Genomic DNA, 21,903 nt, shown 5'->3' with positions numbered 1-21,903 from the left:
CCGGTGTACTGGCGCTGCACGCCCACCGTGCCGGTGCCCTTCTTCAGGTCGCCGGTCTCGTCCACGACCAGCACCGCGTCCTCGTGGTGCAGGTGCTCAACGACGAAGCCCCGGATGTCATCGCGTACCGCGTCGGCGTCCCATCTGGCCCTCGACAGCAGGTGCTGCAGACCATGCGGATTCGCGTCCCCGGCATGCTCGGCGAGCGTCCAGCAGTTCTTGCGCGGCAGGCCCGACAGCAACCCGAGGACGAACGCCCTCGCCCGGCGACGGGGTTCCACCCGGACGAACCGTCCCGCGATACGGCCCATCAAGGCCTCGAACGCCTCCTGCCAGCGAGCAGGATCTATGCTGTGACCCGCGGCCACCGTCTGATCTTCTGTCTTCACACACCGATGATCACCGGTGGCCGCACCCGTTCCCGGACCAGCCCCGCCCAGCAAGATCGCGATCTACAGCTGGAGTACTAACCAGTTCATCAACGTGACCCCGCTCCTCAAGCGGCTCGGCGCTCCGCTGCTCGCCGCTTGGACCGGTGAGACCCAGCTTGCCCATCCGACACTCACCGCCGCACAGTGCTTCTTCGACGACACTGCCGACGACAAGGTGGTGCTCTACGGTGAACCGACCTATCGCCAGGACGCGGGCAACCCCTCCGATCGCTCGCCCTACATCGCCTTCGTGCTTATGTGGTCGGCGATGGATGCCTTCAACCACCTCATGAAGGGGCAGCCGTGGAGCGAGGAGCTCAAGCGCACTGCTGTCGAAGGCGGTCTCGACGCTGTGCCGTCTCATATCGGGCCTGACGAGGAAGGCAAGAGCTAGGGCACAGAATTCGGCAACCCCGGCACGGACGCAGATGAGGAGCGAAGGCGGGCGCGGGTGCGTGCAAGCCGCCCGTGATCTCAAAGGCCAAGACGGCAATGTCCCATGCCGCTGTCCGTACACGTGACCTCGCCATCGAACGCCCTTCGCGACACTCCTCGCCCCCGTCATGGTCGATCGCCAGCCCCACGAACGCCACGTCCTTTCCTCCTGGCGAACCACAGCGGTCACTGCACCGACCACAACCGGTGCTGGCCGTCGCTCGGAGAGCCAGCTACGGTATGTCTTTTACGGCGGCTGCTGGAGACGTATCGCCGTTGAGCACGAACGGTGGAGAGCCGGACGCCTGGGAGTGCTCGAAGCGTGATCGAACGTCCTTGCGGAGATGGTGGTCGCCGCTGTGCAGGTGTCCGCCGCCTGCCCCAGATGTCTGCTGCCACCAGCTAACCGGAGCGTCGGCGCGGCAACGTGCTCGCCGTGGCCGATCTCCACCGGCGGGCGCGTCATGGCCCGGGCCGACGATGGGGAGGCCCCGGAAACAGGCGAAGGCACGGCTCGAAGGCCAAGGTCACCTTCACTCGGTCAGTGGCCGTCCCCGTCACGGGAAGGCCGGGAGACGTTCCAGGACGGCTCCACGAACCTGACTGACCGTCCGGCCGGCACCACCACGTTCCACCCTCGTCTTCAATGGCGGCAGCAGAGCACTCTTGGACGTGGACGAGTTCACCGTCGCCGCCTCCGGCCCGGCGGGCCCAGGGAGGGCGTGGTCGAACACCGCTCGCCGGCGGGCAGGGGCTACCGCTGTGGCCCGCGGCCACCGCACGATCTTCTGGAGTCCGCGCAACCCCCGGTGACCACGCGATGGCCGCACCCGTTCCCGGGCGGGTCTGTCACGAGATCGCGGAATCAGAACGGATTACCAGGGACCCCGTCGCCCTTGACGTTGGTCAGCATCTTGCGCAGTACCTTGAGCGCCGCCACGTACTCCTCGTCGCTGATGTCCTTGTGGACCACGGCGCGTACCTCGGTCGCCAGTTCACGGAGCCGCGCTCGGGCGGTCTCCCCGGCCTCCGTGAGGTGCAGGCGCCGCCCATCACCGATCCGGAGCACGCGCGGTGGAGCAACTGGTCGACGGCCCTGGCGATCTCGTGCGGCCCGTCGGCAAGGTGCGTCAGCTGAGCGACGACCTCCTCACGGCTCGGCGCCGTGGGGCCGCCGTTCACGCGGTTGAGTACCCAGTACTGCGGCTGCGTGACGTCGATCCTGGCCATCGCGTCACGTAGATGCCGCGTGACGGTCGTATGGGTCAGCCCGCACCAGTAGCCGACCGGCTGAGTGGCCAGCATGTCTTCGGTCGCGGCCGGGTTCGCCGGCGCCTGGTCAGTGGTGGTTCCGATCAGCGTTTCCATGATCGCGACGCTACATTTCCCTCGGCGCGCTGAACCAGTCGGAATGCGCCATTCACCGCAACTCGTCCTGGATACGCATCGAAACCGCCCACCACCGTCATACTCGGGGCCGCCGCTCGATCTCTCACCATCTGTCGTGCATGAACTCGTCAGAGCCTGCGCTTCTCGGGCGGTTCCCGCGGAGCTGCCGCGGCGGTCGGCTCGTGCCCCGTGGTGAAGTAGACCGGCCACTCTTCGGAATGGACGCGGAGAACGGCCCCGTCCAGCGACTGGGTGCGGCCCTGGACGGTCCGGTTCGGTGGTCCTGCGGGCATCCGTCGACCCGTCTCGCCTGCCCCAGAGGTTCTCGCGGTGGCTCACCTCCAGCCGAAGCGGTTCGCCCAGCGACAGGACGTCCGTTCCGTCTTGGCGCAGGCCGAGGAAGGCCTTGGCGCAGGCCCAGGAAGAAGGAGTCGCGCGTGCGGGGCGCGTTCGTCGTCCTCGTACGGGGCGAGTCCGCGCTCGGCGAGCCCGTGGCCTCCTGCCGGTTCCGTGTTGAGCGGCGTGGTCTTTCCGGCGCCCGGAAAACGCGGTGACGGGCAGGAGGTTTCCGCGCCGTGAGGGATCAGCCCTCGGGGCGCAGGAGGCCTCGCTCGTAGGCCTTCACCAGTCGCTGGGGCACCTGGTGGACGGAACCGTCGACCGTGACGGACACCAGTTGGGGCGTCACCGCCTTCCACTGGGCGCGGCGGTGACGGGTGTTGCTGCGGGACATTTTCCGCTTCGGGACTGCCATGGGGACCACCTTTGACGTCGGTCCCGAAACGCTACATGAGAACGATAGTCATAATCGAATAGGTGGGGCGGCTTCTGGCGCGACAGCCGGCTCGGCTACGGTGCGCTGGGATCTTTGAAGCGGGTCGACAGGGAGTGCGCGTGAACACGGTGGGTGTCGCGGAGGGGTCGGGCGGGATGCGGCGCCGCCTGGGCGTGCTCGACGCGGTGGTGATCGGCCTGGGATCGATGATCGGGGCCGGGGTCTTCGTGGCGTTGGGCCCGGCGGCGGAGGTCGCCGGTTCCGGACTGCTGCTCGCCCTGGCCCTGGCCGCGGTCGTGGCCTACTGCAACGCGACCTCCTCGGCGAGGCTGGCCGCCCGCTACCCCCTGTCCGGCGGCACCTATGTCTACGGCCGCGAACGCCTGGGCGACTTCTGGGGCTATGTGGCCGGCTGGGCGTTCGTCGTGGGCAAGACCGCCTCCTGCGCGGCCATGGCTCTCACGGTCGGCGCATACCTGTGGCCCGGTCAGGAACGCGCGGTGGCGGTGGCCGCCGTGGTGGCGCTGACCGCGGTGAACTGCGCCGGGGTGCAGAAGTCGGCGCGGCTCACCCGGGTCATCGTCGCGGTGGTCCTGGCCGTGCTCGCCGCCGTGACCATCGCCGCCCTGACCTCGTCCGGTGCGGACGGCGCGCGGGTGCGTATCGGCTCGGACGCCGACGCCAGCGGGGTGATCCGGTCCGCGGGTCTGCTGTTCTTCGCCTTCGCCGGGTACGCCCGCATCGCCACCCTCGGCGAGGAGGTCCGCGACCCCGCCCGCACCATTCCGCGCGCCATTCCGATCGCGCTCGGCATCACCCTCGCCGTGTACGCCCTCGTCGCCGGGGCCGCCCTGGCGGTGCTGGGTCCGGGCGGCCTGGCGGACGCGACCGCTCCGCTGGCGGACGCCGTACGCGCCTCGGGGGCCGACTGGCTGGTGCCCGTCGTACGCGTGGGCGCCGCCGTCGCAGCCCTCGGCTCACTGCTCGCGCTGATCCTCGGAGTTTCCCGCACCACCCTGGCCATGGCCCGCGATCGGCACCTGCCGCCCGCCCTGGCCGCCGTCCACCCCCGCTTCGGTGTCCCCCACCGCGCCGAACTCGCCGTCGGCGCCGTCGTCGCCGTGCTCGCCGCGACCACCGACGTACGCGGAGCGATCGGGTTCTCCTCCTTCGGTGTGCTGGCCTACTACGCCGTCGCCAACGCCTCCGCCTGGACCCTCACTCCCGGCGAAGGGCGACCGAACCGCCTCGTCCCCGCCGTCGGCCTGACCGGCTGCGCGGTCCTTGCCTTCGCCCTGCCTCTGGGCACGGTGATCTCCGGCGTCGCGGTTCTCGTCCTCGGAGCCGCCGTGTTCGGCCTCCGAAAGGGGAGAAGGAGCCGTTCGTCCCGCTGATCCGCCGAGAATTAATACCCTTGTGGGGTATAGGTTGTTGTGTGGATCGGCGGGATGACACCGGACGGTACGGGAGATCACGACCATGGATCACGGTACGCACCACACCGGTACCGCCCATGACCACGGGGAGTGGCGGGCGGACGGGGGGCACGGCGGCCCGGGGAAGGGCGGGGTGACGTGGTGGGCTGCCGCGAAGGCCACGCTGCACTGTCTGACCGGCTGTGCGATCGGTGAGATCCTCGGCATGGTCATCGGCACCGCCCTGATGTGGGGCAACGTTCAGACGATGGTCCTGGCGATCGCCCTGGCGTTCGTGTTCGGCTACTCGTTCACGCTGTTCGCGGTCCGCGGGGCGGGTCTGGGCCTCAAGGCCGCCCTGAAGGTGGCGCTGGCCGCCGACACCGTCTCGATCGCGGTGATGGAGTTCGTCGACAACGCCATCATCGCCCTGACGCCCGGCGCGCTGGACGCCCACCTGTCGGACGCGCTGTTCTGGACAGCGCTGCTGGGCGGCTTCGCCGTGGCCTTTGTGATCACGACCCCGGTCAACAAGTGGATGATCGGCCGCGGCAAGGGCCACGCCGTCGTCCACGCCTACCACTGACCGGCTGACCGGCCGGTCAGCCGGTCAGCCGGCGCGAAGCGATCGGTGGTGCGGCAGGCCGGTTATGAGCCGCAGCTGCCGCCCGCCGGTGCTTCGTCCAGGGCTACGGCAGCGGCCGGTGCGTCCGCGCCGAGCTGGACCAGGGCGGGTTCCGGGGTCGCGCAGCAGCCTCCGGTGTCGGCCTTTACGGGGGTCGGGTCGTCGAAGAGGCCTGCCCCGCCGCAGACTCCGGTTTCGGGGAGCGTGAGTTCGACGCGGTCGGCGGCTTCGAGGTCTCCGGCAAGGGCGGCGGCGACGGAGCGGACCTGCTCGTAGCCGGTCATGGCGAGGAAGGTCGGGGCGCGGCCGTAGGACTTCATGCCGACGAGGTAGACCTCGGTTTCGGGGTGGGAGAGTTCGCGGTGGCCGTGCGGGTAGACGGTGCCGCAGGAGTGCTGGTTGGGGTCGATCAGCGGGGCGAGCTCGGTGGGGGCCTGGAGCCGTTCGTCGAGCCCGAGGCGGAGCTCGTCGAGGAATCCGAGGTCGGGGCGGAGGCCGGTCAGCACGATGACTTCGTCGACGGCGTCCAGGCGGTGCCCGTCCTCGCCCACCAGGACCAGGCGGCCGTCGGGGTCGCGTTCGATCGCTTCGGTGCGGAAGCCGGTGACCGCGTCCGCGTGTCCCTCGTCGACGGCGGCCTTCGCCGCGAGCCCCAGGGCCCCGCGGGCGGGCAGCTGGTCGGCGCTGCCGCCGCCGAAGGTGGAGCCGGAGATGCCGCGGCGCAGGACCCACACGGTCTTGGTGCCCGCGCCGTCGTCGGACGTGGCGAGGTGGGCGAGGTGGGCGAGGGCGGTGAAGGCGGAGGCCCCGGAGCCGATGACGGCGGTGCGGCGCCCCGCGTATCGGGCACGCACGGCCGGGTTCTTGAGGTCGGGGACGCGGTAGGTGATCCGGTCGGCCGCGGCCTTCTCGCCGAGGGCGGGCAGGCCGGAGGCGCCGGCGGGGCTCGGGGTGGTCCAGGTGCCCGAGGCGTCGATGACGGCGCGGGCGAGGACCCGCTCCTCGTGGCCGTCGGCGTGGGTGATGTGCACGGTGAACGGCTGCTGGTCGCGGTCGGCGTCCACGATCCGGTCGCGGCCGGCGCGGGAGACGCCGGTGACCCGGGCGTCGAGGCGGACCCGCTCGCCGAGCACGTCGGCGAGCGGCTGCAGATACCGCTCGGCCCAGTCCCCGCCGGAGGGATATGTGTCCGGGTCGGGGCGGGTCCAGCCGGTGGGGGCCAGCAGCTTCTCGGCGGCCGGGTCGACGACCTCGCCCCAGGTCGAGAAGAGGCGCACGTGCGCCCAGTCGCGCACAGCGGCGCCGGCGGTGGCCCCGGCTTCCAGGATCAGGGGCTCGATGCCCCGGTCGATCAGATGGGCGGCGGCGGCGAGACCGACGGGCCCGGCTCCGATCACGACGACGGGCAGTTCGGTGATGGCGGGCGTGTTCACGGCTGCGACTCCTGCTTGTTTCGACATCTGTCGATGGCTTACGCCACCCAGGGTGGCACTTATATCGATGGACGTCAACATAGGGGTGCGTCGGCATGGTGGAGGTCGTGCGGTGTGCCCCAGGGGGCCGCTATCGGTGCTGCCCGGCCGGAACTCGCCCCGCCGGCCCCCGGTCGCCCTCGCCCGCGCGCAGGCGCCCGGTCGCCCTGGTTTGACGTGTGTCAACATAGACGTATGTCGAATGCGAAGGTGCTGCCGCTGACCGAGCCCGCCGACGGCGGAGGCGTGGTGCCGTGCTGCCCTCCCCTGACCGAGCGCCCGATGACCGTGGACGAGGCGCAGACGGCCGCGCGGATGTTCAAGGCCCTCGGCGACCCGGTGCGCCTGCGGCTGTTCTCCGCCGTGGCCTCGCACGAGGGCGGCGAGGCGTGCGTGTGCGACATCTCCGATGTCGGCGTTTCCCAGCCCACCGTGTCCCACCACTTGAAGAAGTTGAAGGAGGCCGGGCTCCTGACGTCCGAGCGGCGCGGCACCTGGGTCTACTACCGGGTCGAACCGTCGGTGCTCGCCGGGATGGGCCGGCTGCTGACGTTGCGCGCCGCCGCCTGATCGCCGGGACCGGGAGCGCGGTGAGCGGGGTGAGCGGGGTGTCGAGCGTCGTGGTCGTGCCGCTGACGGCGGTCCACGCCGAGCAGGTGCTGGCCATCTACCGGGCGGGCATCGACGAGGGCGACGCCACCTTCGAGACCGACCCGCCCGACTGGGAGGGCTTCGACGCCGCGAAACTGCCCGGCCACCGCTTCGTCGCCCTCGGTGGGGACGGTGCGGTGCTGGGCTGGGTGGCGGCGAGCTGGGTGTCCGACCGGTGCGCGTACGCGGGTGTCGTCGAGCACTCGGTCTATGTCGACCCCGGCGCACGCGGCCGCGGGATCGCTTCCGCTCTGCTGAAGGCGCTGGTCGACTCCACGGAGCAGGCCGGCATCTGGACCATCCAGTCCGGGATCTTCCCGGAGAACACCGCAAGCCTCACCGTTCACGAGCGGGCCGGTTTCCGGGTCGTCGGCATCCGGGAGCGGATCGGTCGCAGGCGCGGAGTGTGGCGCGATGTCGTTCTCGTCGAGCGCCGCAGCCCCGCCATCACGTGACGGCCGGCTCTCCCGCACGGTCGCGCGTACGGGATCGCCGACCGGTCGCGCCGCGTCACGGGGCCTTGTCGCCATGGGCTGCGGCGACACCTGCCCCGCCTTCCCCGGCAAGCGCCGCCTCGACCGGAAGCCGGAGTGCCCCGCGGGCCAGGGCGTGGCCGCCGTCCGCCCGATCCGCGACGAGGCCGCAACTCTCGTCGAGGCTCTGATCGCCGAGATCCCACCGGTGACCCCGTCTGCCTGACGTCGCACCGGCATGCTGGAGAGGCATGGCCGTCTTGGGGGCATCCGGTGCGGCTGGGCGTACGCCACGGGGTGCCGGGTGCTGCTCCGTCTACCCTGCCGGGTGAAGGTGGTTGGGCGTTGCCCGGAGGTCGGGCACGGCGCGCGGGCGGAGGACCATCAGCGAGTCCTCCAAGGTCGCGACCATGGCGAAGGGGGACCGGTCGAGCTCAAGACAGAGCGCGACGTCATCGGATTGGGCTCCTTGCCGTACCCCCTCCGTCAGTTCGGCGGCGGCGCGTGACTCGCCGGCGCGGCGCAGGAACGCGGTCGCGTCCGTCCCGGCCCCGGTGGTCCTCTGCGCGATGTACTGAGCGCACGCCAGATCCTCCTCGGCACGCCCCTCGTCGCCGGTGACCACGAACGTGACGGCGTCGCACGCACGGTGGCGCAGGATCCGGGCCGTCGCCTCCGCCACCATGAAGCCGGCGCACCGCACCAGCGAGGCCTCCTTGACCGCGAGGGCACCGACCGTTCCCGCCGTGGTCTTCTGTACGACGGTCCGTCCGCCGAGGTCGACGGAGCGCAGCAGGCCCGGTGAGTTGACGGCGTCGAAGCCGGGAGCCGGCGGACCGTCCTTGAGCATCACCCACTCGGGGTGGCGGGCCTTGAGGGCCAGGGCGTCGTCCAGCGACTCGGCGAGCACGATCTTCTCCGCCCCCCGGTCGAAGGCCCAGGCGGCCACCGTGTAAGCGCGCATGACATCCACCACGACCGCCACGGACGGGGCTTCGGTCAGCTCGGCGATGCCGAGGAAACGAGCGTCCATCGGGTCATGATCCCGTAAGTCCGGCCCGAGGTGCCCGGTCTGTGAGGCGCTTTACACCGACTGTCCCGGAACGCGGACACCTTCGGCTGTCGCGACGGCCCGGGCCACTGACGTACCCGCGTTCACTCCTCCTCGATGCCCAGTTCGCGGTCGATCACCCGCACGGGTGCCCGGATCGTCGCGCAGCCGCTGTCTACGCACTGGTACACCGCTCTCGGCGGATCGGGTGCCCAATGCCCTGGGGGGTGTGCCTCCATGATCGAACCATCACACGCCGCGCAGCGCAGCAGGTCGCTTCCGGCGAACCGTATTCCCCCGCAAGCGCGACAACCTCCGCGCGGAACCGGTTGATGTCGTGCCGGCCGAGGATTTCAAAGCCCCGAGTCAGGTGCATCCGCCGTTGTCGTCCAGTACGGGGATCGGGAAGGCGATACCCGATTCGCTTGCTGTTCGGTCGTCGGCGGAGACGGTCCAGCAGGATCCCGGCACGAGGGCGGGGACACGTGGCGGCGGAGCGTCTCACGCCACGGGCGCCGCCTCCGGCACCACACGCATCCCCAGCCCTCGCACCCGGTAGATGCACGTGTCGTCGCCCCACAGCGACGCGTCCGCCACCGCATAGGGGCCGCGCGCGTCCGTGCCGCTCTCCACGATGTCCATGTCCACCCGGATCAGCCGGTTGGCCGGAGTGATCTGCCCCCGGTAGGTCCAGGACGCCTCGCGGCCGGGCAGCACCGGTTCGAAGCGCGGGCGCGCGACACCGTCGGCCGCGCCCCGTTCGAGCAGGTGGAACTGGAGCAGCTGACACATGGCCTCGAGGCCCAACGACCCCGGCTGCACCGGGTCCTGGAAGAAGTGGGCACGGAAGAACCAGGCGTCAGGGCGGACGTCCTTCTCCGACCGCAGCCGACCGAGCCCCGCGCTTCCGCCATCCGGCCAGTAGCCCGTGATCCGGTCCAGCATCAGCAACATCGCTCCCGGCAGGCGTGGTTCCCCGGCGCAGTACCGGGAGGGACGGGTCGCCAGGTCGACCGCCCTGCCGCACGGCTCGTCGAGGCGGGTCCGGTCGTCGGCCGACGTCGCGAGACCCTGCTGGTTCTCGAAGGCCGACCGGGGGAAGTACCCGAAGACCGTGGAAAGTTCGAACATGGGCGCGTCGTCGGCCGTGCACGTCACCCGGAACGACTCGATGATCATGTCTCCGCTGCACGAGACCCGCGTCAGCTCGGCCCTGGTGCGCACCGTGCGGGTGGCCGGGGTGACCTCGCCGATGACGGTTCCGGACCCGTCGAGGTTGCGGAACAGCAGGTCGGTCCCGCTGGTCAACGCGCTGCCCACGTACGAGGCGAGCCATCCGCACGGTTGCAGCGCGATCTCGGTGAGGACGGCGAACGGCATGGCCCGGCCACCGTTCTGCTCGAAGTACCACGCTCGGTCCGGTACGTCGTACTCAGCGACGACGACGCTGCCCTCACGCATCCCGGCCTGCGGCCCGTCCACCGCCACGATCCGGCTCATGAAGTGGTACGGCGGGCCGGGGAGCCGGGCCACCCTGCGCATGCCGTCGAAGGGCTCGTACATGGCGCCGAACGCCTCAGTCGGCCTGCCCCACGCACACGCCAGCAGCGAGGCGTGGTCGAAGGGGAATCCGTCGGCGGCCACCGCCACCGGCTTCTCCTCCCGGTGCCCGGTCAGTCCGGCCAGCCGTGGCAGCGGCACCGGGTTCCCGTCGGTCTGGACGGCGGGCGGGCCCGAGTGCCGCCAGTGCGACAGCGGCCAGTCGGGGACCAGCCGGAGCGCCATGTCGCGGCCCAGGAACGCCTTCGCCCCGTCCACCGAGCCCAGGATGTCGGCGTGGAGCGTCGGAATCGGCCCGGCCGAGACGCCGCGGACGAACAGCTCGTAGACGACCCGCCGGCCCTCCGGGGTCGCCTGGCCTCGGCACACCGCCGTGGAGGGGTGGTCGCTGACCGGTTCGAAGCGCCAGCCGTCCCGGTCGAGCGTGAACCCCATGGCTGTGAGGTAGAACGCCATCGCCTGGAGACCGCCCTGGAGCATCAGGGTGCCCGGCATGCAGGGGTCGTTCTTGAAGTGGCCGGTGAAGAACCAGTCGTCCGGAGACAACGAGGTCTCGGCACGCAGATAGCCGCGGCCCCACGGCCCTCCGGCCGGGTCGAAGGCGGTGACCTCGTCCAGCAGCCGCAGCCGGCCCTCGTCGAGCCGCGGGGAACGGACGTGGGCCGCCGTCGCCTCCCAGCCGGGCCCGAAGCAGTCGGCGGGCCGCCCCTGGGACAGGGCCCGCATCCGGTCCGCACCGAAGCGGGTCCGTTCGCAGCGTACGGCCGGCGGGTCGAGCGGCAGTCCGTCGCCGGGCGGGTGCTCGGCGGGATCCCACCGGACGCCACCGCTGTCGGCGAGTTCCGCGGGGGTGAAGAACCCGGCCTGGCCCTTGCGGACACTCAGCCGCAGTTCGCCGTCCACGTAGCAGTCGTAGTGGAAGAAGGCCAGCCGGACGCCGTCGGCCTCCGCGTGGCCGTCGATGTGGATCTCGAAGCACAGGGTGTCGCCCGCTTCCGGCGGGCTGCCGTGGAACGCCACCTCGCAGCCGAGCAGCCGGTAGGCGCGCTCGCCCCGGTTGAGGAGGTCGACACCCAGCCAGCTGAGCAGGAGCAGGTCGGCCTGGCCCGCCTCGATCAGCAGACCGGCCGGCATGCGCCCCGTGGAGTCCAGGTGCCAACTGCCGGGCAGGACGTCGGTCTCCGTCCAGATCCTGCCGTCCGTGCGCACCGGGCCCGGCAGGGTGAGCGCCGCGGGGACGGCGTCGATACCGGTGACCCGGTCGGCGAGCAGCATGGGCGGCCCGGGCATCCTGGTCTGTACCGCGTAGCCGTCCTGCTCCGCGAAGCGCGGGCCGAACAGGGTGGAGATCTCGCGGGCGGCCAGGTGCTCCAGTTGGGCGCGGTCGAACGTGGGCCCGGGCTTCGGAGCCGGCACCGGGGGCGACGCGAGGGGACGCGGTGCGATGAGCCCGAGTGGCCGTACGGGAGCGGGGCGGGGACCGGTTCCGGTCGTGCCGGCAGCCGTCAGTGCCGTGAGGGCGAGGGCGGAAAGCCGCAGGAACCGCTGATGGGCCTCGGTGTGCGCGGCCATGACCTCCTGGTGCAGTGCGGCGACCCGGAGACTGTGCCGGGCGGCCACGGCACCGGCCCCCGTCGCCCCCGGCTCCGCCGGGGCGGCGAACCGGCCGGGGCCACGGTCCGGGACCGGGGTCAGCTCGGGGGCCCGGGGCAGAACGGTCACGGCAGGCTCCAGGGGCGGCGGAAGGCACGGGGACGGGGGTACGCGAACGGTGACGGTGGGGCCGGGGCGAGGGGGTTCCGTCGCGGCGTCGGCGAGCCGGGCGAACAGCGCGTCCGCCTCCACCGGCACTCCGGCGACGACGAGTTCGCCGACCGCGAGGCACAGGTGCCGCAGCCCGGTGTCCCCCGGGACGTCCAACGCGACGGCCACATGCTCCCGGTCGCCGAGCACCCGTTTGATCCATCCGGTGCACAGCCTCCGGGGCCCGTGTTCCACGAAGATCCGGACACCGTCCGCCCACGCCTGCTCGACCGTGGCCGCGAAGTCGATCGTGCCGAGCCCCTGAGCCGTGATCGCCTCGGCGGCACGCTCGGCCGTCGGCCGGTACGCCCGCCCGGTGGCCCCGCTGTAGAACCGCACTCCGGGCACCTCGACGGTGTGACGGCGGTGGGTCGCGCGCCACACCTCCTCGACCTCGGCCAGCTCCGGCGCGTGAGCCGCCATGTCGTAGTCCAGCTCGATCGCCCGGTCGGCACCGATCCTGGCCACGACCGCGGCGCACGCCCGGGACTCGCCGCCGATGACACAGACCCCGGGCGCGTTCACCGCCATCAGATGGACCGCGGCCTCCGCGGCGAGCTCCGCGCGGACGGCTTCCAGGGGAGCCCCGACCAGGTAGCTCGACCACCGGGAGCCCTGGATGCCCCGCCGCCGCCAGGAGCGTCGGACCGCCCGCAGCTCACCCGTGAGTTCGGTCGTGAACAGACCGCTGTCCCGGGTGGCCTCGTACAGTCCCGAGGCGTCCGGCCAGGCCCCCAGTGCGACGAGCGCCGTGGACTCGCCCGAGGAGTAGCCGAGCGCCGCGTCGGGCCGCAGCCCCAGAACCTTGCGGCTGAACACCGTGTGGAGCACGGCCAGTTCGGCGACCGACCAGATCTGGCCGAGCACTCCCGGCTCCACCCGGGACCGGAGCCGCGTCCCCACCGCCCGATGCTTCTCCCGGACGGTTTCGCCCAGCGACGGGCACGCGAGCATCAGCTCGTGGCCCATCCCCGGGTACGCGGCCGAACCGTTCGTGTACACGAAGGCGGTCTGCCCGGTGACCGGCCCGTCTCGGTAGAACACGTCGGCCGGACGGACCCCGCCCCGCGTCAGCCAGCGGTGGGCGGCTTCCTCGCGGTCCTGCGGCGTGGTGTCACCGTCGACCACGAACGCCAGCCGGGCGGGCCCGACCGAGGACTCCGTACCGGATTCCAGCGCGTCCAGCACCTCCCGGCGGTCGGCCCCGGAGAAGACGCGCAGGCGCGGAGCCCGGCCCCGCAGCCACGCCCGGGGATCCCCCGCGCGCAGCCGAACGCTCGCGGCCGGTCCCTCCAGCGGCTCGACGACGACCCGCGCGGTATGGGCGACGGCCGCGGTGTCCGCGGGTTCGCCCGCACGGGGGACCGCGCGGTGCTGGAGCGACAGCGCCGCGACCGCGACGGAAACCAGCCCCGACGCGGCATGGGCCCGCCCGAAGACCGACGCGGGGTCGGACACCGCCTTGGGGCCGTCGCCGATGACCATGTCGGGCTCGTCGGCGGCCCCCTCGTCGAGCAGGGCGATGACGGTGTCGCCGGCCCCGCGCGCGGAGTCCAGGGGCTTGAGGACCAGGACGACGGCGGCGTCCCCGGGCTCGTCCCCGTGACCGAGCTCCCGCAGGGCGGCCCGGTGGACCGCCTCGCAGGACAGGTCGGTGGCACCCACGAGAGCGGCGTCGGCCTCCCCCGACCGGACGGCCCGGGCCGCGAGCTCCAGCGCGACCAGCCCGGACGCCTCCTCCGCGGACACCGTGAACCCGGGCCCGCCCAGATCCAGTTGCGTACTGATGCGGTTCGCCGCGAGGTTCGGCATGCTGCCCACCACGCCCTCCGCCGTCATCGGCGGAGTGAAGGCTTCCCGGGCGAGATCCGCCGACGGACCGGTGGGGGCCACCCCCGACTGCTCCATCCAGTACGGAACCCGCCAGCGGGCACCCGCGCGCGCCACCTCGGGGTCCACCCCCGTACCGATGACCACCATGGTCCGCTCACGCGGCAGGCTCACCGTCCGTACGGCCTCCCGGGCGGCCTCCAGGACCAGGAGCTGATGACGCACGGTGCGCTCCAGGCCCAGCGGCGGGAAGCACAGGTCCGTCAGTTCCACGGGGATCTCCACGACGGGGCCGCGCCGTTCACCGCCCAGCACCGCCCGGCGAAAGTCCTCGGTGGACGTCCCCTCGCCGACCCGGGCACCGACGGCGACGATCGCCACCGGTGTACCGGACTCCCGCGCGTCGGGTACCGGGTCCGAGGGCGGCGCATCGGCGGCCGGGTCGGCACGCCGGACACCGGACGCCGAGCCCCGCGCCGGACCGGGTGCGGCGGACGGGGGCGCGTCCTGCGGATGGTCGACGATCACGTGGGCGTTGGTCCCGCCGAACCCGAAGGCGCTCACCGCGGCCCTGCGCGGACCCACCCACTCCTCCGGTGCGGTCAGCACCCGCAACGGCGTGCCCGCCAGCACGTCCAGCGGCCGCCCGGCGCCGAGCGTCGCCGGACGGACCCCCGCACGCATCGCCCCGAGCACCTTCAGCAGTCCCGTCACGCCCGCCGAGGCGAGCAGGTGACCGACGTTCGACTTGGCCGAACCGATGGGGACGTCGTCGGCGGCCCCGAAGACCCGGGCCATGCCGCGCGCCTCCACCGCGTCACCCACCGGCGTCCCCGTCGCATGGCACTCGACGAGCGACACCGACTCGGGCGCGACGCCCGCCCTGTCGTACGCCAGGCGCATGGCCCGCACCTGGCCCTCCTCCGACGGGCTGATCAGCCCCGAGCCGCGCCCGTCGTTGGACAGCCCCACACCGCGGATCACACCGAGCACGGGCAGGCCGGCGGCGCGTGCCCCGGAGAGCCGCATCAGGGCGACGAACCCGGCCCCCTCGCCGTGCACCAGCCCGTCCGCGTCCCGGTGGAACGGACGGCTGCGCCCCGTACGGCTCGTCGCGGACAGCCCGCAGAACCCCACCTGCGGAAAGAGGGGATCGGGGCGGCTGACCGCACCGGCCACCATCAGGTCGGCGGTGCCGTCGTGCAGCCGGTCGCACGCCAGCTTGATCGCGTACAACGAGGACGCGCAGGCGGCGTCGAGAGACCACGCCCCCGCCCCGAGCCCCAGCGCGCGGGCCGCGAGCAGGGCGGGCAGCCCGGACGAGAAGCGGTTGCGGGCGTCCGGGCGCGCACGACGCTCACCCGTCAGCAGGGCGTCGCGCAGCCGGGGCCGCTGCGCGGACAGCCAGACGTGTTCGGCGAAGGCCGCCCCGGCGGACGTCGGGTACGACAGGTTCCCCAGCACCAGCCCCCCGCGCGGGAGCGGGCCCGTGCGGCCCGCCTCGGCGAGCGCCTGCCGTACCCCGTACAGGACCCAGTGGAAGAGCGGGTCCAGCGACGCGATCCGCTCGGGGGCGATCCGGAAGCCGCCCGGGTCGAAGACGGACCCGAACCCCTGGACGTAGCCGCCGACCTCGGTCCAGGTGCGGTCGAGGTGGTCGTCCACCGTGCCCATGGCCCAGCGGCGCGGCAACCGCCACCGGCCGGGCGGGGCGGCAGACAGGCTCACCCGGCCCGCGGCGATGTTCTCCCAGAACGTGTCCGGGTCGAGCGCGCCGGGCAGCACACAGCCCCGTCCGACGACGGCGATCGGTTCGACAGGCATACGGATCTCGTTTCACGGCAGGGCGGAGGCCGGGACGGGGTCAGGAGGGGCGGCGGACGAGTTCGACACCGATCAGTTCCAGCCGGACGGACCCGTCGGCGTCGATCAGTGCCGCGTCGCAGCGCGCCCCCGCGTCGTGCGCCTTCCGTCCCCGGACCACACATCGCACGGCGCCGTCCACCGGGCCGTGCCGGTGCACCCTGCACTCGGCCACGGACATCGGCAGCGTCGCCGCACCGAGCGCCTTTTCGCCCCAGAGCAGGGCGAGTTGGAGCGCACCGTCCACGGCGGCCGCGTCGAGCGGCCAGTGCTCGCCCGACCAGTCCAGGGCACGCAGGCCCGCGACGGTCGCCTCGGCTCCGTGTTCCGAGACACCGCGCACCGTGCGCAGGGCCTGGAACCGGGGGCCGTGGAAGAGGACGTCCCCGTCGTACCAGGCGGTCCGGTCGAGCGGCTTCAGGCCGTCCGGGGTGCCCCACGTGCTCGCCTCGGGCTCCTCGTCGCCGGTGCTGAGGACGGCCCGGAAGTGTGCCGGGCCGTCCTGGCCCCGCAGCTCCGCCTCCAGGTCCGAGGAGGGCCCCGGTGCGCCCCGGCTGCCGAGCAGGGTGAGCCGGTGGCCCCTGCCGGACAGCTCCGGCAGGGGGTACTTCTTGTACACCCGCAGATCACGCAGGACGAGCCGCCCTGCGGTGGGCAGCCACGAGGCGGCCGCACCCGCGAACCAGCTCAGCACCAGGGCCACGGGCAGCACCGGCACCCCGGCGGGCGCGTGGTCGGCCAGCTGCGGCAGGGTGTCCGAGCGGACGAGCAACTGTGCGCGACGGGGATCGACGGCCGGGGACAGGGCGGCCGGGTCGTCCCCGGCCGTCAGGATGACGCGGGCCCCACCGGAGGAGCTCAACTCGGCGGTGAAGGCCGCGGCGCCCTGGTCCAGGGGGATGAGCGGGACCCCCGACCGGCCGAAACGCGCGGCCAGGGCCGGGGTGACCATGCCGCCCTGCCAGGGACCCCACGCCACGCACCGCACCAGACAGCCGGGGCGGCGGGTCTGTTCGGCCGACGCGACCTGCTGGAGGATCTCGTTGGCCATGGCGTAGTCGCTCTGCCCCGGGTTGCCGAACACGGCGGCCACCGAGGAGAACAGGCAGATCGTGTCCAGGGGATCGTCGGCCGTCGCCGCCAGGAGCGCCCGCAGCCCCTCCACCTTGGTGGACATCACCAGCTCCGCCTGCTGGTCGGTCTTGTCGACGATCCGCTTGTCCGCCAGCACCCCCGCACCGTGCACGATGCCGGTGACCGGCCCCCACGTCTCGCGCACATCGCGCAGAGCCGCGGCGAGGGCGTCACCGTCGCGGGCGTCCACCCGGACGTACCGGACGGGTGACCCCGCGGCCTCCAGCTCCGCCAGTGTCGCCCGTACCTCGCGGGCGGCCAGGATCCCCCGGGCCCGCTCCGTGATCCGGGCGGGGGTGGAATCCGCCGCCGCCCCGGTGGAGCGCTCCGCGAGCAGGCGGGTGAGCGCCGCTTCGTCGGTGGCCGGCGCCAGACCGGCAGGTTCCGCGGCCAGGTCCGTCCTGCCCAGCAGCACGATCCGCGGCCGGTGGGTCCTGGCCAGGTCGAGCAGCGCCGCGGCGGTCACCCCGCGGGCCCCTCCGGTGGCCACGATCACCGATGCGGAAGAGATCCGCCGTGTGTCGCCGGGCGTCACCGGCCGGGGCACCGTGCGCGGGACGGCGCGGGTGCCGTCCGCGCGGAGGCCGACCTCCACGTCGGCACCGCCTTCGAACAGTTCCCGCACGATCGCTTCGGCGGCCTCCTCGTCGTCCCGGCCGCCCCGCTCGCAGTCGATGATCCTGACCGAGGCGTCCGGCCACTCCTTCGCCGCGGTCCTGGCCAGTCCGGCGACCCCGCCCAGCCACGCACGGCCGGGCACATGGCCTCCGAGCCCGAAGTCACCCCCGGTGTCCTGAACGGTCACGAACACCCCGCCGTCCCCGGACGCCCGTGCCGCCACCGCCCGCGCCGCGCGGAGCGCCGACCGGTGGACCTCTCGTGCCTCCTCCGGCGTGTCGTTCGCGGTGAATCCGCCGAGGTGGACGACGCCGCGCGCGGCTTCGGGCACCTCCGCCACGGCGGTGGCCTCCACGCCGCGTTCCGCCAGTTTCCGGGCGACGAGGCCGGTGAGTCGGCACCCGCCCGTACCCTCACCGGTCACCACTACGGGCCCGTCCAGCAGTCCCGCCGTGGTCAGGCCGGACGCCGGCGACTCCACCGCGCGCGGTACGAGCCGCGTCAGCGGCGTCGGCTCGCCGGAGCCGGAGCCGGAGCCGGAGCTTCGTGCGGCCGAAAGGCCGGGCACGGCTTGCGCCCCCGGACCGCTCTCGGGATCGCGGCCGGCCGCACCCGGGGCCTCGGGAGGCCGGACCCCGCCGGTGAGCGATTCGATGATCTCCCGCAGCGTACGGAGCTTGCCGAGCTGCCCGACATCTCCCGCTGCGGCGTCCCCCACCTGCTGGCGTACGGCCGACAGGATCTCGACGCGTTTGATGGAGTCGACGCCCAGGTCCGCCTCCAGCTCCATGTCCACGTTGAGCATGGCGGTGGGATAGCCCGTGAGCCGGGCCACCACCGACAGGAGCAACTCCTCCAGCTCCGGCGGCGACAGACGCGTCGCACCGTCTGCGGGAGCGGCTGCCGGTGCGGGCGGAGACACCGCTACCGCTCCGGCCCCGACCGGTGCGAGGTGCGTGGGAGCCGGGGGAACGGACACGGGTGCTGCCACCGGAACGGCACTCGCGACCGGAGCGGCCGGGGCCACGGGCGCCGGGTCGCGCCGCGTTGACGAGGCGCGGGGCAGCGGAAGCGGCGCGGTGGGAGCCGGCAGGTCCATGGCCCCGCCCTTGTGCGACACCCCGAGCATCGCGGCCAGGGTCGTCTCGGTCATCCGCAGAAAGGCCATATGGCTGTCGGTCAGCATGCGTTGGCAGGCCGCGTGGGCCTCCGCCGTCTGCCGCTGGACACTTTCGACGGCGGCGAACCAGTCGCCGCCGACAGCGCCCTCGGCCCCGACGCCCTGCGACGGCTCGGGCCGCCGGGGCGCGGATGACGTCCCGTACGCCGACGACTGCGGGGCGGGGACCGGGGCGGGGGCGTGCGCGGGCATGGGGACCGCCGGGGTGTCGGGCGCGGATACGGGAACGGACACGGACACGGACACGGACGCGGAGACGGGATCGGTTGCGGCTGCCGGGGCGGGCTGAGGCGAGCGTTCCGGTTCATGTCCCGGAGTGGAGGGCGCGGCGGTGGACGCGGCGCCGGATCTGTGGGACTGGCCGTAGTTGGCTCCGCTGATCTTCACGGTCATTCGGGGCTCGCGCTCCTTCGCTGGGGTTCCGGGCGGGGCGTACGGTGCCCAGAGGCTGTCGAGACCGAGGGGGATACCGCGTACGGCGAGTTCGCCGAGCGCGGCGTGCAGGGTGTCGGCCCCCGACCGGGCCGGCCGGTCCAGGGGAACGGCCGCGTGCTCCCGGTCTCCGAGGATCTGTCCGACCAGACCGGTCAGGGCGGCGCCGGCGCCGACCTCGACGAAGGTGCGTACTCCCGCCGCGTACATCGCCTCGATCTGTTCCTGGAAGAGCACCGGCGAGGCGAGATGACCGGCGATCCTGCTGCGCACCTCGTCGGGTGACGACGGGTACGGCGCCGCGTCCGTGTTGCCGTAGACCTCGATCCGGGGCTCAGCGAGCGGCACCGTGCGCAGATACGCCGCGAGCGGCTCGACGGCCGGGGCGACCAGGGGGCTGTGGAAGGCGGTGGACGTGGCCAGCCGGCGGGTGCCGACCCCCTCGGCCGAGAACGCCTTCTCGGCGCGCACGACCGCCTCCACCGAACCCGAGAGCACCACCTGGCGCGGGGCGTTGTGGTTGGCCGGCCAGATGTCCTCGGCCCCGCCATCGGCCAGCACCTTCGCCACATGCGCGCGGTCCGCCGTCACCGCCAGCATCGCGCCCTGGGCAGCCGCGATGTCCCGCATCAGCTCGCCGCGGCGACGTGCCAGACCCACCAGCTCCTCGGCGTCCAGTGCGCCCGCACAGTGCAGCGCCACCAACTCACCGAAGCTGTGGCCCGCCACGCAGTCCGGCCGCAGCCCCAGCTCGCGTACCACCGCCAGCAGGGCGAGCGCGTGCACCGCCAGAGCGGGCTGCGCCCACTCGGTGGCGTGGAGAAGCTCCCGTCGCGCGGTGCGTTCCTCGTCGGTGAAGGCGGGCGGCGGGAACACGACCCGGTGCAGGGGCCGTCCGTCGAAGCGGGTGCCGCCGAGCCGGTCCCAGACGGCCTGGGCGGCCGGCGCCAGCATGGCGAGACCGGCTCCCATCCCGACGTACTGGGAGCCCTGCCCCGGGAACAGGAAGCCGACGCGGCCCGGCGCGGCCTCCCCGCACGCGTACCGGACTCCGGCAGGCGTGGCGAACGCCTCCTCGGGGCGCTGCCGGATCAGCACGGCGGCCTGCGCGTACTTCTCCCGCAGCTCCTCGGAGTCGGCGGCGACCACGGCCAGCCGTACCCGCGCGGCGGGTGAGAAGGAGGCGTGGCTCTCGCGTGCGAGCGCGGCCAGCGGACGCCCGTCGTCCGTGCGCGGCGGCACCAGATCCGAGGGGGAGTCGCCGCTGAACAGGACCAGCTCGCTCGGCGCCGTGCGGTGGCGCAGGGCCGCGCGGCCCGACCCGGAGGGCGCGTACTCCTCCAGCGTGACGTGGAAGTTGCTGCCGCCGAAGCCGAAACTCGACACCGCTGCCCGGCGGGGATGACCGGCCGGCCGTACCCATGGGCGAGTCTCCGTGTTGACGTAGAACGGACCGTCGGGGGCGGCGGCCGCCGGATTCGGCCGTTCGACCTTGACCGTCGGCGGCAGGACCTTGTGGTGCAGGGCCATGACCGCCTTGAGGAGCCCCGCCGCCCCCGCCGCGCACTTGGTGTGGCCGATCTGCGACTTGACCGAGCCGATCGCACACCATGGCCCGTCGGTACCGCCCGAGGAGCCGAACACCTCGCCGAGTGCGGCAAGTTCGGCGGTGTCCCCGGCCTTCGTGCCGGTCCCGTGGGCCTCGACCAGCTCCACGGTCTCCGGCCCGTAGCCCGCCTGCTCGTAGGCGCGTCGCAGGGCCCGCGCCTGGCCGTCGGGCAACGGGGCGTAGATCGCTGTGCTCCTGCCGTCGGACGAGGTGCCGATGCCCCGGATCACGGCGTGGATCCGGTCACCGTCCCGCTCCGCGTCGGACAACCGCTTCAGCGCGTACATGACGACGGCTTCGCCGAGCATGGTGCCGTCGGCCGCGTCCGAGAACGGCCGGCAGTCACCACTGGGGGACAGCGCGGGCGTCTTGGAGAAGCACAGGAACATGCCGATGTCGTTCCCGGTGTCCACACCACCGCTGATCACCAGGTCGGCGCGGCCGAGGGACAGCTCACCGACCGCCGTCGACAAGGCCGCCAGGGAGCTGGCACAGGCGGCGTCGGTCGTGTGGTTGATGCCGTGCAGGTCGAACCGGTTGGCGATCCGGCCCGCGACGACGTTGCCGAGCAGCCCGGGGAAGGACGACTCCCGCCACGGCGCGAAACGGGCCGAGATGCGGTCGCACACGGCCCTCGCCTCCGCCTCGCCGAGGCCGCTCTCCCGCAGCGCCGCCAGCCACACGGGGCGCTGGGTGCGCCCGTACATGTGCGGAAGGAGTTCGAGGGAGGCCGCGCCGAGGACGACGCCGGTCCGGTCCCGGTCCACCCCGGACAGGCCGCCGATATCCGCCAGCACCTGGTCGGCGACCATCAGGGCGAGCAACTGGGAGGTGTCCGTCGACGGCAGAGTGGCGGGCGGCACCCCATAGGCCATCGGGTCGAAGTCCACCTCGGAGAGGAAGGCGCCCCGACGGGCGTACGTCTTGTCGGGGGCGGCCGGGTCCGGGTCGTAGTGGTCCTCCACGCGCCAGCGGGCGGCGGGCACCTCGGTGATCAGGTCGCGGCCGCCCGTCACGTTCCACCAGTAGCCGGCCGCGTCGGTCGCGCCGGGGACCAGGGCGCCCACGCCGACCACGGCGATGGGGACCTGGCGGGCGGTGGAGCCGGACACGGTGTCTCCTCGATGTCGGGTGATCGTCGCTGACGCCTCGGCGGC

The 21,903-nt window shown here is 72.9% G+C and carries 13 protein-coding genes and 2 pseudogenes; 6 read left to right on the top strand and 9 right to left on the bottom strand.

The features are described 5' to 3' along the window. Positions 1-311: transposase (locus tag B9S58_RS25280; RefSeq protein WP_181009259.1), on the bottom strand; the 311-nt coding region annotated here is incomplete at its 3' end. 94 nt (positions 312-405) lie between these two features. Here B9S58_RS25280 and B9S58_RS25275 point away from each other — a divergent pair. Further along, positions 406-825 carry a hypothetical protein gene (locus tag B9S58_RS25275; RefSeq protein ID WP_181009450.1) on the top strand — a complete coding sequence of 140 codons (420 nt, stop codon included), beginning with the start codon at positions 406-408 and terminating at the stop codon, positions 823-825. A 906-nt stretch (positions 826-1,731) separates the two neighbouring features. Here the strand turns inward: B9S58_RS25275 and B9S58_RS25270 are convergent. From B9S58_RS25270 to rpmF, 3 genes and pseudogenes are all read right to left on the bottom strand, one after another. Then, positions 1,732-2,234, bottom strand: a pseudogene (locus tag B9S58_RS25270) (MarR family winged helix-turn-helix transcriptional regulator). A 149-nt stretch (positions 2,235-2,383) separates the two neighbouring features. Further along, positions 2,384-2,548 carry a hypothetical protein gene (locus B9S58_RS38180; RefSeq protein ID WP_181009449.1) on the bottom strand — a complete coding sequence of 55 codons (165 nt, stop codon included), beginning with the start codon at positions 2,546-2,548 and terminating at the stop codon, positions 2,384-2,386. A 290-nt stretch (positions 2,549-2,838) separates the two neighbouring features. Continuing rightward, positions 2,839-3,009 carry a 50S ribosomal protein L32 gene (rpmF, locus tag B9S58_RS25265; protein WP_103534355.1) on the bottom strand — a complete coding sequence of 57 codons (171 nt, stop codon included), beginning with the start codon at positions 3,007-3,009 and terminating at the stop codon, positions 2,839-2,841. A 176-nt stretch (positions 3,010-3,185) separates the two neighbouring features. Between rpmF and B9S58_RS25260 the strand changes: the two genes are divergently transcribed. Together B9S58_RS25260 and B9S58_RS25255 are read left to right on the top strand one after the other, a co-directional pair. Further along, positions 3,186-4,424 (top strand): APC family permease, encoded by a 1,239-nt coding sequence (locus tag B9S58_RS25260; RefSeq protein WP_103534359.1) that lies wholly within the window; start codon positions 3,186-3,188, stop codon positions 4,422-4,424. Between the two features lie 85 nt (positions 4,425-4,509). Next, a complete protein-coding gene (locus B9S58_RS25255) occupies positions 4,510-5,031 on the top strand; it encodes a DUF4396 domain-containing protein (protein ID WP_103534354.1) in 522 nt (173 codons plus the stop codon). A gap of 62 nt (positions 5,032-5,093) precedes the next feature. Here B9S58_RS25255 and B9S58_RS25250 read toward each other — a convergent pair whose 3' ends face one another. Then, positions 5,094-6,503, bottom strand: coding sequence for an NAD(P)-binding domain-containing protein (locus B9S58_RS25250; protein ID WP_103534353.1), 1,410 nt, complete (start codon positions 6,501-6,503; stop codon positions 5,094-5,096). Between the two features lie 234 nt (positions 6,504-6,737). Here B9S58_RS25250 and B9S58_RS25245 point away from each other — a divergent pair, with 234 nt between their 5' ends. The 3 genes and pseudogenes from B9S58_RS25245 to B9S58_RS25235 form a co-directional block, all read left to right on the top strand. Beyond that, a complete protein-coding gene (locus B9S58_RS25245; protein ID WP_103534352.1) occupies positions 6,738-7,112 on the top strand; it encodes a helix-turn-helix transcriptional regulator in 375 nt (124 codons plus the stop codon). Positions 7,113-7,141: 29 nt separating this feature from the next. Beyond that, positions 7,142-7,648 carry a GNAT family N-acetyltransferase gene (locus B9S58_RS25240; RefSeq protein WP_103534351.1) on the top strand — a complete coding sequence of 169 codons (507 nt, stop codon included), beginning with the start codon at positions 7,142-7,144 and terminating at the stop codon, positions 7,646-7,648. A 67-nt stretch (positions 7,649-7,715) separates the two neighbouring features. After that, positions 7,716-7,892, top strand: a pseudogene (locus tag B9S58_RS25235) (phosphotyrosine protein phosphatase); the annotation flags it as partial. 90 nt (positions 7,893-7,982) lie between these two features. Here B9S58_RS25235 and B9S58_RS25230 read toward each other — a convergent pair. The 4 genes from B9S58_RS25230 to B9S58_RS25220 form a co-directional block, all read right to left on the bottom strand. Beyond that, positions 7,983-8,699: a 2-phosphosulfolactate phosphatase gene (locus B9S58_RS25230; protein ID WP_103534350.1), complete on the bottom strand. Its 717-nt coding sequence runs from the start codon at positions 8,697-8,699 to the stop codon at positions 7,983-7,985. Positions 8,700-8,821: 122 nt separating this feature from the next. Beyond that, entirely contained in the window at positions 8,822-8,956 is a 135-nt protein-coding gene (locus B9S58_RS39370) for a hypothetical protein (RefSeq protein ID WP_258045001.1), read from the bottom strand. Positions 8,957-9,218: 262 nt separating this feature from the next. After that, on the bottom strand, positions 9,219-15,734 hold the full coding sequence (locus tag B9S58_RS25225) for a type I polyketide synthase (protein WP_103534349.1): 6,516 nt from the start codon (positions 15,732-15,734) through the stop codon (positions 9,219-9,221). Positions 15,735-15,774: 40 nt separating this feature from the next. Further along, on the bottom strand, positions 15,775-21,858 hold the full coding sequence (locus B9S58_RS25220; RefSeq protein WP_181009448.1) for a type I polyketide synthase: 6,084 nt from the start codon (positions 21,856-21,858) through the stop codon (positions 15,775-15,777). Positions 21,859-21,903 lie beyond the last annotated feature (45 nt).

Origin of the sequence: Streptomyces sp. SM11 (assembly GCF_002910905.1) — a bacterium.
Taxonomy (GTDB): domain Bacteria; phylum Actinomycetota; class Actinomycetes; order Streptomycetales; family Streptomycetaceae; genus Streptomyces.
Note: the sequence above shows the minus strand (reverse complement) of the source record. Positions and strands in the feature narration are given on the sequence as shown.

Bases quoted from the DNA above. Each gene is read 5' to 3' on its own strand.
- B9S58_RS25230 (WP_103534350.1), bottom strand. From the start codon at position 8,699: ATGGACGCTCGTTTCCTCGGCATCGCCGAGCTGACCGAAGCCCCGTCC.
- B9S58_RS39370 (WP_258045001.1), bottom strand. From the start codon at position 8,956: ATGGAGGCACACCCCCCAGGGCATTGGGCACCCGATCCGCCGAGAGCG.
- B9S58_RS38180 (WP_181009449.1), bottom strand. From the start codon at position 2,548: ATGCCCGCAGGACCACCGAACCGGACCGTCCAGGGCCGCACCCAGTCG.
- B9S58_RS25255 (WP_103534354.1), top strand. From the start codon at position 4,510: ATGGATCACGGTACGCACCACACCGGTACCGCCCATGACCACGGGGAG.
- B9S58_RS25245 (WP_103534352.1), top strand. From the start codon at position 6,738: ATGTCGAATGCGAAGGTGCTGCCGCTGACCGAGCCCGCCGACGGCGGA.
- rpmF (WP_103534355.1), bottom strand. From the start codon at position 3,009: ATGGCAGTCCCGAAGCGGAAAATGTCCCGCAGCAACACCCGTCACCGC.
- B9S58_RS25260 (WP_103534359.1), top strand. From the start codon at position 3,186: ATGCGGCGCCGCCTGGGCGTGCTCGACGCGGTGGTGATCGGCCTGGGA.
- B9S58_RS25225 (WP_103534349.1), bottom strand. From the start codon at position 15,734: ATGCCTGTCGAACCGATCGCCGTCGTCGGACGGGGCTGTGTGCTGCCC.